The 12,789-nt window shown below is 70.7% G+C and carries 13 protein-coding genes; 4 read left to right on the top strand and 9 right to left on the bottom strand.

What is annotated here, in order from left to right:
* Positions 1-19 precede the first annotated feature (19 nt).
* From LPW41_RS09390 to LPW41_RS09380, 3 genes are all read right to left on the bottom strand, one after another.
* Positions 20-838, bottom strand: coding sequence for an SDR family oxidoreductase (locus LPW41_RS09390; protein ID WP_230704670.1), 819 nt, complete (start codon positions 836-838; stop codon positions 20-22).
* A 186-nt stretch (positions 839-1,024) separates the two neighbouring features.
* Positions 1,025-2,050: a CNNM domain-containing protein gene (locus tag LPW41_RS09385; protein WP_230704669.1), complete on the bottom strand. Its 1,026-nt coding sequence runs from the start codon at positions 2,048-2,050 to the stop codon at positions 1,025-1,027.
* Positions 2,047-3,441: a hemolysin family protein gene (locus LPW41_RS09380; RefSeq protein ID WP_230704668.1), complete on the bottom strand. Its 1,395-nt coding sequence runs from the start codon at positions 3,439-3,441 to the stop codon at positions 2,047-2,049. Before LPW41_RS09380 ends, LPW41_RS09385 begins: the two co-directional genes overlap by 4 nt.
* A gap of 290 nt (positions 3,442-3,731) precedes the next feature.
* On the opposite strand from LPW41_RS09380, the gene LPW41_RS09375 reads away from it, so the two are divergent.
* Positions 3,732-4,070 carry an ATP-dependent DNA ligase gene (locus tag LPW41_RS09375; protein ID WP_144833625.1) on the top strand — a complete coding sequence of 113 codons (339 nt, stop codon included), beginning with the start codon at positions 3,732-3,734 and terminating at the stop codon, positions 4,068-4,070.
* A 3-nt stretch (positions 4,071-4,073) separates the two neighbouring features.
* On the opposite strand, the gene LPW41_RS09370 is transcribed toward LPW41_RS09375, so the two are convergent.
* Both LPW41_RS09370 and LPW41_RS09365 read right to left on the bottom strand, forming a co-directional pair.
* A complete protein-coding gene (locus LPW41_RS09370; protein WP_230704667.1) occupies positions 4,074-5,513 on the bottom strand; it encodes a HAMP domain-containing sensor histidine kinase in 1,440 nt (479 codons plus the stop codon).
* Positions 5,510-6,181, bottom strand: coding sequence for a response regulator transcription factor (locus LPW41_RS09365; protein ID WP_144833623.1), 672 nt, complete (start codon positions 6,179-6,181; stop codon positions 5,510-5,512). The genes LPW41_RS09370 and LPW41_RS09365 overlap by 4 nt, the downstream gene beginning before the upstream one ends.
* Before the next feature lie 146 nt (positions 6,182-6,327).
* Between LPW41_RS09365 and LPW41_RS09360 the strand changes: the two genes are divergently transcribed.
* From LPW41_RS09360 to LPW41_RS09350, 3 genes are all read left to right on the top strand, one after another.
* Positions 6,328-6,915, top strand: coding sequence for a hypothetical protein (locus LPW41_RS09360; protein WP_144833622.1), 588 nt, complete (start codon positions 6,328-6,330; stop codon positions 6,913-6,915).
* A gap of 74 nt (positions 6,916-6,989) precedes the next feature.
* Positions 6,990-7,904, top strand: coding sequence for a hypothetical protein (locus tag LPW41_RS09355; RefSeq protein WP_230704666.1), 915 nt, complete (start codon positions 6,990-6,992; stop codon positions 7,902-7,904).
* A 541-nt stretch (positions 7,905-8,445) separates the two neighbouring features.
* Positions 8,446-8,949 (top strand): DUF3145 domain-containing protein, encoded by a 504-nt coding sequence (locus LPW41_RS09350; RefSeq protein ID WP_144833619.1) that lies wholly within the window; start codon positions 8,446-8,448, stop codon positions 8,947-8,949.
* A gap of 156 nt (positions 8,950-9,105) precedes the next feature.
* On the opposite strand, the gene LPW41_RS09345 is transcribed toward LPW41_RS09350, so the two are convergent.
* From LPW41_RS09345 to LPW41_RS09330, 4 genes are all read right to left on the bottom strand, one after another.
* Complete coding sequence (locus LPW41_RS09345) at positions 9,106-10,344, bottom strand: beta-ketoacyl synthase (protein ID WP_144833617.1); 1,239 nt, start codon at positions 10,342-10,344, stop codon at positions 9,106-9,108.
* A gap of 68 nt (positions 10,345-10,412) precedes the next feature.
* Complete coding sequence (locus LPW41_RS09340) at positions 10,413-10,661, bottom strand: acyl carrier protein (protein WP_022880558.1); 249 nt, start codon at positions 10,659-10,661, stop codon at positions 10,413-10,415.
* A gap of 67 nt (positions 10,662-10,728) precedes the next feature.
* The gene (locus LPW41_RS09335; protein ID WP_230704665.1) at positions 10,729-11,733 is read right to left on the bottom strand and encodes a beta-ketoacyl-ACP synthase III; all 1,005 of its coding nucleotides are present in this window, start codon (positions 11,731-11,733) and stop codon (positions 10,729-10,731) included.
* The gene (locus LPW41_RS09330; RefSeq protein WP_154096609.1) at positions 11,730-12,650 is read right to left on the bottom strand and encodes an ACP S-malonyltransferase; all 921 of its coding nucleotides are present in this window, start codon (positions 12,648-12,650) and stop codon (positions 11,730-11,732) included. The genes LPW41_RS09335 and LPW41_RS09330 overlap by 4 nt, the downstream gene beginning before the upstream one ends.
* Between the last annotated feature and the right edge of the window lie 139 nt (positions 12,651-12,789).

Below are 12,789 nucleotides of genomic sequence, written 5' to 3'. Positions count from 1 at the left end.
TGACGCCCTAGACGCAGGGTTACGAGCCGTGCGCCTCCTCCGACACCGGCTGCCACTCGCGCCACGTCTTCAGGCGCGACTCGTAGTCGCGCTCGGCGATGCCGAGGGGCGCCTTGCCGAAGAAGATGCGCAGCGGCGGGTTCTCGGCATCCACCACCTTCAGAATGGCGGCACGCGTGGCCTCGGGCTTTCCGGGGTCGGCCGCCGACGGACGCTTCGCCGCCTGCTCGCGCACCGCCGCGTACGCCTCGATCTCGTCGCTGCGCTTGGCCGACGGACCCGACCAGTCGGTGGAGTATCCGCCGGGCTCGATCAGGGTGACGTGGATGCCGAAGTCGGCGACCTCCTGCGAGAGCGACTGCGACAGTCCCTCGAGGGCCCACTTCGACGCGTGGTACGCGCCGACGGTCGGGAACGCGCTGATCCCGCCGATGCTCGACACCTGGATGATGTGGCCCGAGCCCTGCGCGCGCATGATCGGCAGAGCGGCCTGGGTGACCCACAGGGCGCCGAAGAAGTTCGTCTCGAGCTGCGCGCGCACCTCGTCTTCGGTGAGCTCCTCGACCATGCCGAAGTGGCCGAACCCGGCGTTGTTGACGACCACGTCGAGCGCACCGAACTTCTCGTGCGCCTTCCGGATCGCGTCGATGTCGGCCGCGCGGTCGGTGACGTCGAGCTGCAGCGCGAGGAACGCGTCGGGGTAGGCGTCGACGAGCTCCTGCACGTCGTCGAGGTTGCGGGCCGTTCCCGCGACGTTGTCGCCGCGCTCCAGGGCCGCCTCGGCCCATTCGCGGCCGAAGCCCTTGGATGCGCCGGTGATGAACCAGGTCTTGCTCATGAGTGTCCTCCAAAGAGATGAGGGGGGGTGAACGCGAGCGACGCTACGCCGCGTTCTGCAGCCCTCGTGACGGCTTGACACTCCGCCGCGGGCGGTCGCGCTCCCGCTCTCGACGGCTCGGGGCGGAATCCTCACCTCGGGGCGTGAAAATCACGCCCCGAACGGAGGATTCCGCCCCGAAACCCGCTATCGCGTGGCCACCGCCGCGACCTCGCCCGGCCCGGGCAGGATCTCGCGCAGCAGGTCGTCGACCGTCACCACGCCGAGCAGACGCTCGTCGTCGACGACCGTGGCCAGCTGCACGCGACCGCGGCGCATGCGCGCGAGGGCGTCGTACGCGGATGCCGTGGGGTCGAGCACCAGCGGTTCGCGGGCGATCTCGAGGGCCGGGGTCGACGGGTCGACGGCCAGGGTGTCGCGCACGTGCGCGACGCGCGAGCTCGCGCCCGCCCCGACCAGAATGCGCAGGTGCGTCGACGAGGCGGCGACGGCCTGGATGTCAGCCGCCGTGGCATCCGCCGAGACGGCCGTGGGGGAGCGGTCGGTGCGCACGATGTCGCCGACGGTGAGCGTGCCCAGGGCGATCGCCTGCGCGATCGGCTCGGAGTACTGCTTCTCGAGCGTTCCGGCCTGTCGCGAGTGCGCGACGAGCTCGCGGATCGTGTCGGCGTCTTGTCCACCGGCGGCGGCCTTGTCGACCGGCTCGACACCCGAGGCCTTCACGAGCCGGTTCGCGATGTGGTTGATCCACAGCAGGAACGGGCGCAGCGGCCAGGTGAGGGCACGGGCCAGGATGCCGGTGGCCTTCGCCGCCGTCTCGGGGTGGGCGATCGCCCACGACTTCGGCGCCATCTCGCCGATGACGAGGTGAAGGAAGGTGACCACGATCAGCGCGAGCATGAACGCGATGATGTCGGCCAGCACGTAGGGCAGGCCCCGCGCCTCGAACACGGGCGCGAGTGCGTAGTCGATGGCCGGCTTGGTGATGGCACCGAGCAGGAAGGTACAGGCCGTGATGCCGAGCTGCGCGAACGCGAGCATGACGGTCAGCTCGTTCACTCCGCGCAGGGCGGCGCGGGCCGAGGCGCTGGTCGCGGCTTCCTCTTCGAGGCGGTGGCGACGGGCGGCGAGCAGGGCGAACTCGACGATGACGAAGAAGGCGCTCGCGATGATGAGCGCGGTGGTGATGAGGGCCACGGTCCAACCGTTCATCGGGTCACCTCCTCATCGCGGGTCGGCTCTTCGACCGCGTCACGATCCACCTCGTGCAGCTGCACCCGCAGTTGCGAGGGCACGTGCCGGTCGACGGCGACCACCTCGACGGCGAGCCAGCGGTCGATGTCGAGGCCCTGGATGGTCTCGCCGGCCCGCTCGGGCAGGTCGATGCGCACGACGCTGCCCACGGCGGGGAGGTCGCCGTGCGCGTCGATCACGAGCCCGGCCACGGTCTCGATGTCGCTCTCGGCGAGGTCGTGCCCGATGAGGCGCTCGAGCTCGTCGAGGTGCAGGTCGCCCGGAACGCTCCAGGCGTCGTCGCCGACGGACGAGACCTCGCTCACCTCGGCGTCGTGCTCGTCGGAGAGCTCGCCGATGACCTCCTCGGTCAGGTCTTCGATGGTCAGAATGCCGTCGAAGTTGCCGTACTCGTCGACCACGCACGCGAGTTCGTTGCGCGCGCGTCGCATGCGGTCGAGGGCCACCGGCAGCTGCATCGAGGTGGGGATGACGACGGCGGTGCGCATGACGGATGCCACGGGGACGTCGTCGGCGGGCTGCTCACGCAACAGGTCGATGAGCTCGACCACGCCGACGGGGGAGTCCTCGTCGCCGATCACGGGGTAGCGGGTGTGGCCCGTGGCCATCAGCGCGCGCACCTCGCCGACGGTCGTGTCGGGGGTGACCGAGTCGACCTGGGAGCGCGGCACCATGGCGTGCTCGACGTCGCGCTGGGGGAAGTCGAGAATGCGGTCGATGATCATCGACAGGTCGTCGGGCAGGTCGCCGCTCTGGCGCGACTCCTCGATGATCGCCTCGAGGTCGCGCGCGGTGGCGCTCTCGTCGACGTCTTCGAGCGGCTCGATGCGCAGCAGGCGCAGCAGCGCGTTGGCCGCCAGATCGAACACCGTGATCAACCAGCCGAACATCAGCAGGTAGATGCGGGTGGGCACCGCAAGGGCCCGGGCCAGGGGCTCGGGGTTCGCGATGGCGAGGTTCTTGGGGTACAGCTCGCCGAAGATCATCGTCACCACCGTCGCCAGTAGCAGCGCACCGACGGTGCCGATGAGCACCGAGACGGTCGGGTCGACGCCCACCCCGCCCAGCAGCGTGCCGATCGACTGACCGATGAGGGGTTCGGCGACGTATCCGATCAACAGGCCGGTCACGGTGATTCCCAATTGGGCGCCCGAGAGCATGAACGACGTGCGCTTGGTGATCGCCAGAACGCGCTTCGCCTGCGCGTCGCCCTTTTCCGCTCTCGCGGTCAGACGCGAGCGGTCGACGGACATGTAGGCGAATTCCTGCGCGACGAAGAATCCGCAGGCGACGATGATCGCCAAGGTCACGATGATCCCCAACAGAAGCGTCAGGGCCGCAGCCAGCATCAGATCTCACCCCCTCTCCGGAAGAGGGGGCTCGAAGATCGGCCCTCCTGGTCGGTGGAGGTGCGGTGAGGGCTCACGGGGTTGTCTCTCTCGTGGGTCGGTGATCGCTGATCTCTTCGACTTTATCGAGCGACGCGAAGCCGATTCTGAGGATTCACCTCGATGATGGAGAAAGGGATACACCGTAAGTCCAGATTGGTGCCACAATGATGAGGCCCCCATTGCTGCGCTTCCCGGCGCGGTCCCCCCGCAACACAGGTGCGATTCGTCGCGCCGGAAAAGGACCAGTAATGGGACGCCTCATCTACCGCGACCGTGCCGCGTTCGACATCGACGACCGCATCCTCGCCCACCTCCGCATCGTCGTGATGAACAAGCTGCGACGCAACGAGGGATTCATGCTCCAGCTGCCCGTCAATGAGGGCGTGCGGCAGGCGAGTCTGTGGATCCACGCCTCGAACGCCCTCGTCATGCAGTTCTACGGCGGTCGCGAGCCCGTGATCGATCGCGCTCTCGTCGACCAGATGATGCACGACGCCAGCGGCGCCGACGGCCTCACGCTCACCGCGGCGGGCATCGCCCCGCAGACCGCACCCGTGCGTCAGCCCGTGGGTCGAACGGCGCGCTGACGCTCAGGCGAGCGGGAGCACGACCTCGAATCGGGCTCCCGTCGCCGCCGGTACGCATCTGACGTCGCCGCCGTGTGCGCGGGCGATTCCGCGCGCGATCGGCAGCCCGAGTCCGACTCCGGCCGCCGACGTGCGCGAGGAGTCGAGCCGCACCATGCGGTCGAAGATGCGATCGCGCTGATCCGCGGGCACCCCGGGTCCGTCGTCGCTCACGGCGACCACGGCGACGCGATCCCGGATGCCGAGCTCCAGCGTCAGCGCACCGGCGCCGCCCGTCGCCCGTGCGGCGTTCTCGACGAGGTTCGACAGCACCTGCGTGAGGCGGTCCACGTCGACATGGGCGGGGACAGCGGCATCCGGGATCCGCAGGTCCACCCGCAGCGAGGGATGCACGAGCGGGATCCGTTCGGCTTCGGTGCGCACGACCTGACGAAGGTCGACGTCGACCCGTTCGAGTTCGAGCCCGCGGTCGACGCGGGCCATCGTGAGCAGGTCGTCGACCAGGCGCGACGCGCGCGCGGCCTCGCGCGCCACCTGCGTCGCGAGCACCTCGCGCTCGGGCCCGTCGAGGTCGGCGCGCACGAGCGTGTCGGCCGCGGCCCGGATGCCGGCGACCGGCGTGCGCAGCTCGTGCGCCGCGTCGGAGAGGAAGGCGCGCAGCCGCGCCTCGGCCTCGCGTGCGGTCTGCTCGGCACCCACGACGTCGTCGAGCATGTCGTCGAGCGCGGTCGCCACGCGCCCGATCTCGGTCTCGGGGCGCGTCGGCCGCAGACGCCGCTCGCGCTCACCCGCTCCGATCGCCCGCGCGACGTCGGACACCCGGTCGAGAGGTCGCAGACTCCGGCGCACCACGATCGTGACGGCGCCCGCGGCGATCACGAGCACGCCCACCGAGGCGATCGCGAGGATCCAGCGCACCTGCGCGAGCGTGTCGCCGACGCCGACCGCCGACGCCGTGAGCGTGAGGGTCGAGCCGTCGCTCAAGGTCGACTGCAGCGTCACCAACTGGTCGTCGCCCGAGAGGGCGGAGGCGGTGACGGTCACGTCGCTCGAGGCGCTCGGCTGCGGCTGCGACCGCTCGCCGGTACTCCCGCCGGGGCCCCCGCCCGGGCCCGGAGGACCGTCGCGCAACTGCTCGGGGCTCGGTCCCGCCACGACCGAGTCTCCGCCGGCGCTGTCGATACGCACCGCGAGTCCTTGGTCCGACAACCGCTCGGCGAGGTCGGTGTCGTCGACGACCCCCACGAGAGAAGCGGCCGCGGCAGCCCGGTCGCGCAAACGGTCTTCGATCTGGCCGCGCAGGCGCGCCCCGAGGGCGACGTCGACGACCACCGCGAGCACCACCAGCAGCACCGCGACCAGCGCGAGCACCGCGACGATCGTGCGGCGCCGCAGCGATCCGGTGCGCAGGGGAGAGCCCTCGCGGCCGACGGCGGCGCTCACGCGGCACTCAGTCGGTAGCCGAGGCCGCGAACGGTGTGGATCAGGCGCGGACCGTGCTGCTCCATCTTACGACGCAGAGCGCTCAGGTGCACCTCGACGAGATTGGGGTCGTAGTCGTCGAATCCCCACACCTGCGTGAGGATCTGCGCCTTCGACAGCGTGCGACCGCGACTGTCGGCGAACAGGTGCAGCAGGCGGAACTCCGTGGCCGTCAGATCGAGCAACGATCCCGCTCGATGGGCCGTCGCGGCATCCGGATCCACGACGAGATCGCCCACCGCGATCGTCTGGGGCAGCCGCCCGCGACGGCGCAGCACCGCCCCCGTCCGCGCGACCAGCTCGGCCATGGTGAACGGCTTGACGACGTAGTCGTCCACTCCCTCGGCGAATCCGCGCAGGCGGTCGTCGACCTCGTCGCGCGCCGTCAGCATGATGACGGCGGTATCACCCGCGGTGTGGATGACGGGCAGCAACCGGATGCCGCTGGGCCCCGGCATCATCCAGTCGAGCACCACGAGGTCGGGGCGAAAGGCGGCCAACCGCTCCGAGAGATCGAGGCCGTCGGGCGCGGCGTCGACGACGTAGCCGTCGGCGCGGAGGGCGACCGTGACGGCGGTGCGGATCGTCTCGTCGTCGTCGAGGACGAGCACGCGGGCAGGAGCGGACATCCGCCCGACGCTACGGCCCGGCGCTGAACGAGCGTTATGGCTTGCGTATGCGATGCCCCGACCCTCACCGACTTCAGGTTCGCTTCAGTCCCGCCGCGAAATGTGGAACTCGAGCCGGTGAACGCCACCGGCGGAGAGCGAGAACCATGAACGACGACAACCCCACCCAGCCGTTGCCGCGGTTCGACGAGGCCCCCGAGCCCCGCCGCCGCTCGTGGCGTCGCCCCGCGCTGATCGCGGGAGCGGTCATCGTCGCCGCGGGTCTGACGGGCGGTTCAGCCGCCCTCGCCGCGCAGACGAACACCCCGCTGACGCTGGCGACCTCGGCACCGAGCGCCGACGGCGGATCCACCGGACCCGGCGCTGCGACCCCGGGCACGGGCACCCCCACGCCCGGCTCGAGCGCCACCCCCGGCGCCACACCCAGCGACGCGCCCACCGGAGCCCCCGCCGACGGCACGGCCCCGGCCGCCCCGACCGCCCCCGCCGACGGGTCCGGCCCGGGCGAGTGCGGCCCCGGCGGCCCCGCGGGTCCCGGCCACGGCCCCGGTGCCCCCGGCGCCGAGAAGCCGACCCCGCCGGCCGACGGCACTGCTCCGACCCCGCCCGCCGACGGCGAGAAGCCCACGCCTCCCGCCCCGCCGGCAGACGGCTCGGCTCCCACCCCGCCCGCGGACGGCTCGGCACCCACGCCTCCGGCCGACGGCACCGCCCCCGCCCAGCCCGGCAGCTGAGCGCCACCGCGCTGGCCGACGCGCCGCACCTTCATGTGCAGCGCGCGGTCAGCGCGGTGCGGCACGATCGGAGGGTGGCGAACACTCGTACGCGGCCGAGCCGACCTCGTCGTCCGCCCGTCCGGCGGCGTCGCCCCACCGCTCGTGCCCGGCAGCTCCGTCGCCGTCGCATCGCCTTCGGCATCGTCGCGGCCGCTTTGGTCTCTCTCGTCGTGCTGGCCGTCATTCCGCTGGTCTCCCTCACCAGCGCGTGGACGACGGCGTGGAACACCGAGCAGCGTCGTCAGGCGATCGACTTGTCGAGCTTCGACCCGGGCACTCTGATCAGCGACGAGGCCTTCTACGACGGCGATGCCATGACCGCCGACGAGATCCAAAGCTTCCTCGACGACCAGGTGGGGGAGTGCGGCAACGATTCGTGCCTGTCGGTGTTGCACACGGATCTCCCCGCTCGAGGTCCGGTCGTGTCGGATGCCACGGGCCAGACCGTCTGCGACGGCTACGACGGCGGCTCGCTCACGGCGGCCGAGATCATCGACCGCATCCAGCGCGCGTGCGGGATCTCGGCGAAGGTGATCCTCGTCACGTTGCAGAAGGAGCAGAGTCTCGTCGCCGGACGCGTTGCGCGCTCACCTTCGGCCGAGCAGCTCGGCGCGGCCATGGGCGCCCGCTGCCCCGACGACGCGGCGTGCGACCCGGGCATCGCGGGCTTCGCCCAGCAAGTCGCGCAGGGCACCACCGACCTCAAGTCGTACAGCGCCTCGGACTTCATGCGTCAGCCCGGCACCCATTACCTCGCCTATTCGCCCGATCCCGCGTGCGGGGGCTCCGACGTCGCGATCGCCAACGAGGCCACCGCGGCGCTGTACAACTACACGCCCTACCAGCCGAATCTCGCTGCCCTCGCGGCACGCTGGGGCACCGGAGACGAGTGCTCGTCGTATGGCAACCGCAACTTCGCGCTGTACTGGGCGCTCTGGTTCGGCTGAGCACCCAATCCCGTCGAACCCAGGTCCCTGAGCCTGTCGAAGGGCCCGGAAGTCGCGCGAGGCCTCCCCGCTCAGAACCCAGGTCCCTGAGCCTGCCGAAGGGCCCGGAAGCCGCGCGGGGCCTCCCCACGCCGCACCCAGGTCCCTGAGCCTGTCGAAGAGACCGGAAGCCGCGCGGTCCCTCCCCGCTCAGAACCCAGCTCCCTGAGCCTGTCGAAGGGCCCGGAAGCCGCGCGCCACCTCCCCACGCCGCACCCAGGTCCCTGAGCCTGTCGAAGGGACCGGAAGCCGCGCGGTCCCTCCCCGCGCCGAACCCAGGTCCCTGAGCCTGTCGAAGGGACCGGATACCGCGCGGTCCCTCCCCGCGCCGAACCCAGGTCCCCGAGCCCGTCGAACGTCCCGAACCCCCCGCGCCCGACGCACATCGGAATCACAGTGTTGTGATTTCGTTATGAGCGGGCGATAATGGCCGGGACAATCGAACAATCGCCACACTCCATCACAGGTCGTAGGGGAAGACGTACCTGACGAAGGAGAGACCATGGCGATCACGTCTTCGCGCGGAGTGATCCTGATCCACTCCGCGCCCCGCGCGTTGTGCCCCCACCTCGAGTGGGCGGTAGGACGCGCCCTCGGCCGTGCCGTCAACTTCGACTGGGCCGAACAGCCCGTGCTGACGGGCAGCCGCCGCGCGGAGTTCTATTGGGAGGGCCCGGTGGGATCCGGTGCGGCTCTCGCCAGCGCCATCCGCGGCTGGGAGCACCTGCGTTTCGAGGTGAGTGAAGATCCCACGCCCCGCAGCGACGGTGGCCGCTGGATGCACACGCCGGGTCTCGGCATCCACTTCGCTCAGACCGATGCGGCCGGCAACGTCGTCATCGGCGAAGACCGGGTGCGCTACGCCATGGAGGTCGCCGCGGGCGATGCGTTCGAGCTGCAGCGCGAGCTCGACGTCGCGCTCGGTTCGGCCTGGGACGAAGAACTCGAACCTTTCCGGCACGCCGGTGACGACCAGCAGATCGTCTGGCTCCACAAAGTGGGCTGAACGCGTCTGCCTCGTGCGTCGGACGGGGGAGGCGCCACTACCGGAGGCCGGTGTTCACACCCGGCACCGGGACCGCGTATCCCTCGCCTGACATGCAGAACGCCCCTGGCATCCCCGATCGCAGTCGGGGGGATGCCAGGGGGCGTTCTTACGCGGTCAGACCGAGGCGATCGCGACGACGGCGTTGTGACCGCCGAAGCCGAACGAGTTGCTGATGGCCAGCTGGTCGCCGGCACCGAGCTCCACGGGCGAGCCCGAGAGCGCGAAGGGAACGTCCGGGTCCTGCTCGGTCAGGTTGATGGTGGGGGGCGCGACGCGGTTCTGCAGGGCGAGCACCGTGAAGATGGCCTCGAGAGCGCCCGTGCCACCCAGCAGGTGGCCGGTCGACGCCTTGGTCGCCGAGACGGGGATCTCGTCGACGCGGTCGCCGAACACCGCGCGCAGGGCCTTGTACTCGTTCGGGTCACCGACGGGGGTCGAGGTGGCGTGGGCGTTGATGTGGGTGACGTCGTCGACCGACGCGCCCGCCATCTCGAGCGCCAGGTGGACGGCGCGCGCGGCGCCGTGCCCCTCGGGGTCGTTCGCGGTGATGTGGTACGAGTCGGCGGTGACGCCACCCCCCACGATCGAGGCGTAGATCTTGGCACCGCGGGCCTTGGCGTGCTCCTCGGTCTCGAGGATCAGCACGCCCGCGCCTTCGCCCATGACGAAGCCGTCACGGTCGACGCTGGCGGGCCGCGACGCGGTCTCGGGCGAGTCGTTGCGCTTCGAGAGGGCCTGCATCGAGGCGAACGACGCGATGGTGATCGGGTGGATGGCCGATTCGGTACCGCCGGCGATGACCACGTCGGCGAGGCCGTCGCGGATGTGCTGCACGGCGTTGACGATCGACTCGGTGCTCGAGGCGCACGCCGACGCCACGGTGCGCGCGAAGGCGCGGGCGTTGAAGTGCAGCGAGAGGTTTCCGGCCGCCGCATTCGGCATGAGCATGGGCACCGTCATCGGCATCACGCGACGCGGGCCCTTCTCGCGCAGAGTGTCCCACGCGTCGAGCAGCGTCCAGACGCCGCCGATACCGGTGGCGAAGTCGACGCCGAGGCGGTCGGGGTCGATGTCGGGGGAGCCGGCGTCTTCCCAGGCTTCTTTGGCCGCGACCATGGCGAGCTGCGACGAGGGATCGAGCCGCTTGGCGACGGGTCGCTCGAGCACGGTCTCGGGACGCACGAGCGCCTCGGCGGCGAAGGTGACGGGCAGGTTGTACTGCTCGACCCACTCGTGCTCGAGGGAACGGGCGCCGGAGGTTCCGGCGAGCAGGGCGGACCAGCTCTCGGGTGCCGTTCCGCCGATGGGCGAGGTGGCTCCGATGCCGGTGACGACGATGCGGGGTGTGCTCATGAGCGATGAATCCTTGGTGCGGCCGACAGGTCGTGACCGGTGGGGGCCGGAGCCCCCACCGGGAGGTGTCAGGACTGGTTCGACGTGATGAAGGTCACGGCGTCGCCGACGGTCTTGAGGTTCTTGACCTCGTCGTCGGGAATGGTGACGCCGAACTTCTCCTCGGCGTTGACGACGATCGTCATCATCGAGATGGAGTCGATGTCGAGGTCGTCGGTGAACGACTTCTCGAGGGCGACCTCGTCGGCCGAGATGCCGGTCTCGTCGGTGATGAGCTCGGCAAGGCCCGCGAGAACCTCGTCGTTGGTGAATGCCATGATGTCTCCTGTTTCTTGGGGGCGGGCCTGTCAGGCCCCGATCAGTCTAGGGTTCGACGCCGACGCGTCAGGGGAGGACGACGACCTGCGCGCCGAACACGAGTCCGGCGCCGAAGCCGATCTGCAGCGCGAGGCCGCCGCTGAGCTCGGGGTGCTCCTCGAGCAAGCGGTGGGTGGCGAGCGGGATGGATGCCGCCGAGGTGTTGCCCGTGGTCTCGATGTCGCGACCGATCACGACGGTTTCGGGCAGGCCCAGCTGCTTAGCGAACTCGTCGATGATGCGCATGTTCGCCTGGTGCGGCACGAAGGCGGCGAGGTCGCCGGGTTCGATGCCGGCGGCCTCGATCGCCTGACGCGCGACCTTGACCATCTCCCAGACGGCCCAGCGGAAGACCGTGGGGCCCTCCTGGCGCAGGGTCGGCCACGGGGCGAGGCCGTCGCGGAAGTCGGTGAGCGTGGCGTTCATGCCCACGGCATCCGCCTTCGATCCGTCGGAGCCCCAGATGGTGGGACCGATGCCGGGCGTCTCGCTCGGACCGACCACGACCGCACCCGCGCCGTCGCCGAGGAGGAACGAGATGCTGCGGTCGGTGGGGTCGACGACGTCGCTGAGCTTCTCGGCGCCGACGACCACGACGTGCTTCGCCAGGCCGGCCCGCACGAGGGCGTCGGCCTGGCCCACGCCGTAGGCGAAGCCCGCGCACGCGGCGTTGAGGTCGTAGGCCGCGGCCGGGTTCGCCCCGATGCGGTCGGCGACGATCGCCGAGGCCGACGGCGTCTGCTTGGGGTTGCTGATGGTCGCCACGATCACGGCGTCGATGTCCTCGGGCGCGACGCCCGACTTCTCGACGGCTTCGCGCGCGGCCTCGGTCGCGAGGTCGATGGCATCCGTGTCTCTGTTCGCGCGCACGCGCGTGACGATGCCGGTGCGCTGGCGGATCCACTCGTCGCTGGAGTCGATGGGCCCCACGAGGTCGTCGTTGGGCACGAAGTTCTCTCCGCGCGCGGCGCCGTAGGCGTAGATGCGCGTGTGGGCGGCTCCCTGCAGCTGACGGAGGGTGGGGGTGCTCATGCCTGGTCTTCTTTCAGGAGTGAGACGGCCGCGTCGAGGTCGTCGGGGGACTTGACTGCCACGGTGGGGGTGCCGCGCAGTGCTCGCTTCGCGAGGCCCGTCAGGGCGCCGGCGGGCGAGAGTTCGATGATGCCGGTCACGCCCTGCTCGGCGAACGAGGCCATGCAGCGGTCCCAGCGCACCGGAGACGAGACCTGGGCGACCACGAGGTCGAGCGCGCGACGGCCCTCGGTCACGACGGAGCCGTCGGAGTTGGTCCACAGCGTCGTTGCGGGGTCGGACACCTGCACGTCGGCGGCGGCGGCGCGCAGCGTCTCGACGGCGGGCTCCATGAAGCGGGTGTGGAAGGCGCCAGCGACCTGCAGGGGGATCACACGGGTTCCGCGCGGCGCCTCGGCAGCGAGCTCGGCGAGGGCGGGCAACTCGCCCGCGGCCACGATCTGTCCGCCACCGTTGTAGTTGGCGGGGGTGAGTCCGAGCGCGTCGAGGCGCTCGAGTACGGCGGTCTCGTCTCCGCCGACCACCGCGCTCATGCCGGTCTCGACGGCGGCGGCGGCCTCGGCCATCGCACGGCCGCGGAGTCCGACCAGGCGCAGCGCGTCCTCGTCGGAGAGCACTCCGGATGCCGCCAGCGCGGCGATCTCGCCGACCGAGTGCCCCGCGACGCCGGCGACGGCGGCCGTGGAGCGGTCGTTCAGCGCAGACCACGACAGCAGGCTCGCCGCGACGATCAGCGGCTGGGCGACGGCGGTGTCGCGGATCTGATCGGCATCCCACTCGGTACCGGCGGCGACGAGGTCGACGCCCGCCTGCTCCGAGAAGGCCTCGAGGCGCTCGCGCGCTCCATCGAGTTCGAGCCACGGGGTCAGGAAGCCGGGGGTCTGCGAGCCCTGTCCCGGGAAGACGGCGATGATCACGTTTCCATCCTGCCAACGATCGGGCCCGCGCTTATGGAGATATCGACACAGATATGCGGCGTGTCTTTGTGCGCGCCGTGCATCAGCGGGCGCATTCCGCGTTCGGTGTCCAGGACATGCCGGGCGTCGCCGACCGGAA

Origin of the sequence: Microbacterium sp. JC 701, from assembly GCF_021026215.1 — a bacterium.
GTDB lineage: Bacteria > Actinomycetota > Actinomycetes > Actinomycetales > Microbacteriaceae > Microbacterium > Microbacterium algihabitans.
The sequence above is the reverse complement of the archived record's forward strand: the minus strand, read 5'-3'. Positions and strand labels throughout refer to the sequence as shown.

What these genes read in the sequence shown, in the direction of transcription:
- LPW41_RS09390 (WP_230704670.1), bottom strand. Translation starts at nt 838, where the DNA reads ATGAGCAAGACCTGGTTCATCACCGGCGCATCCAAGGGCTTCGGCCGC.
- LPW41_RS09385 (WP_230704669.1), bottom strand. Translation starts at nt 2,050, where the DNA reads ATGAACGGTTGGACCGTGGCCCTCATCACCACCGCGCTCATCATCGCG.
- LPW41_RS09380 (WP_230704668.1), bottom strand. Translation starts at nt 3,441, where the DNA reads ATGCTGGCTGCGGCCCTGACGCTTCTGTTGGGGATCATCGTGACCTTG.
- LPW41_RS09375 (WP_144833625.1), top strand. Translation starts at nt 3,732, where the DNA reads ATGGGACGCCTCATCTACCGCGACCGTGCCGCGTTCGACATCGACGAC.
- LPW41_RS09365 (WP_144833623.1), bottom strand. Translation starts at nt 6,181, where the DNA reads ATGTCCGCTCCTGCCCGCGTGCTCGTCCTCGACGACGACGAGACGATC.
- LPW41_RS09360 (WP_144833622.1), top strand. Translation starts at nt 6,328, where the DNA reads ATGAACGACGACAACCCCACCCAGCCGTTGCCGCGGTTCGACGAGGCC.
- LPW41_RS09350 (WP_144833619.1), top strand. Translation starts at nt 8,446, where the DNA reads ATGGCGATCACGTCTTCGCGCGGAGTGATCCTGATCCACTCCGCGCCC.
- LPW41_RS09345 (WP_144833617.1), bottom strand. Translation starts at nt 10,344, where the DNA reads ATGAGCACACCCCGCATCGTCGTCACCGGCATCGGAGCCACCTCGCCC.
- LPW41_RS09340 (WP_022880558.1), bottom strand. Translation starts at nt 10,661, where the DNA reads ATGGCATTCACCAACGACGAGGTTCTCGCGGGCCTTGCCGAGCTCATC.
- LPW41_RS09335 (WP_230704665.1), bottom strand. Translation starts at nt 11,733, where the DNA reads ATGAGCACCCCCACCCTCCGTCAGCTGCAGGGAGCCGCCCACACGCGC.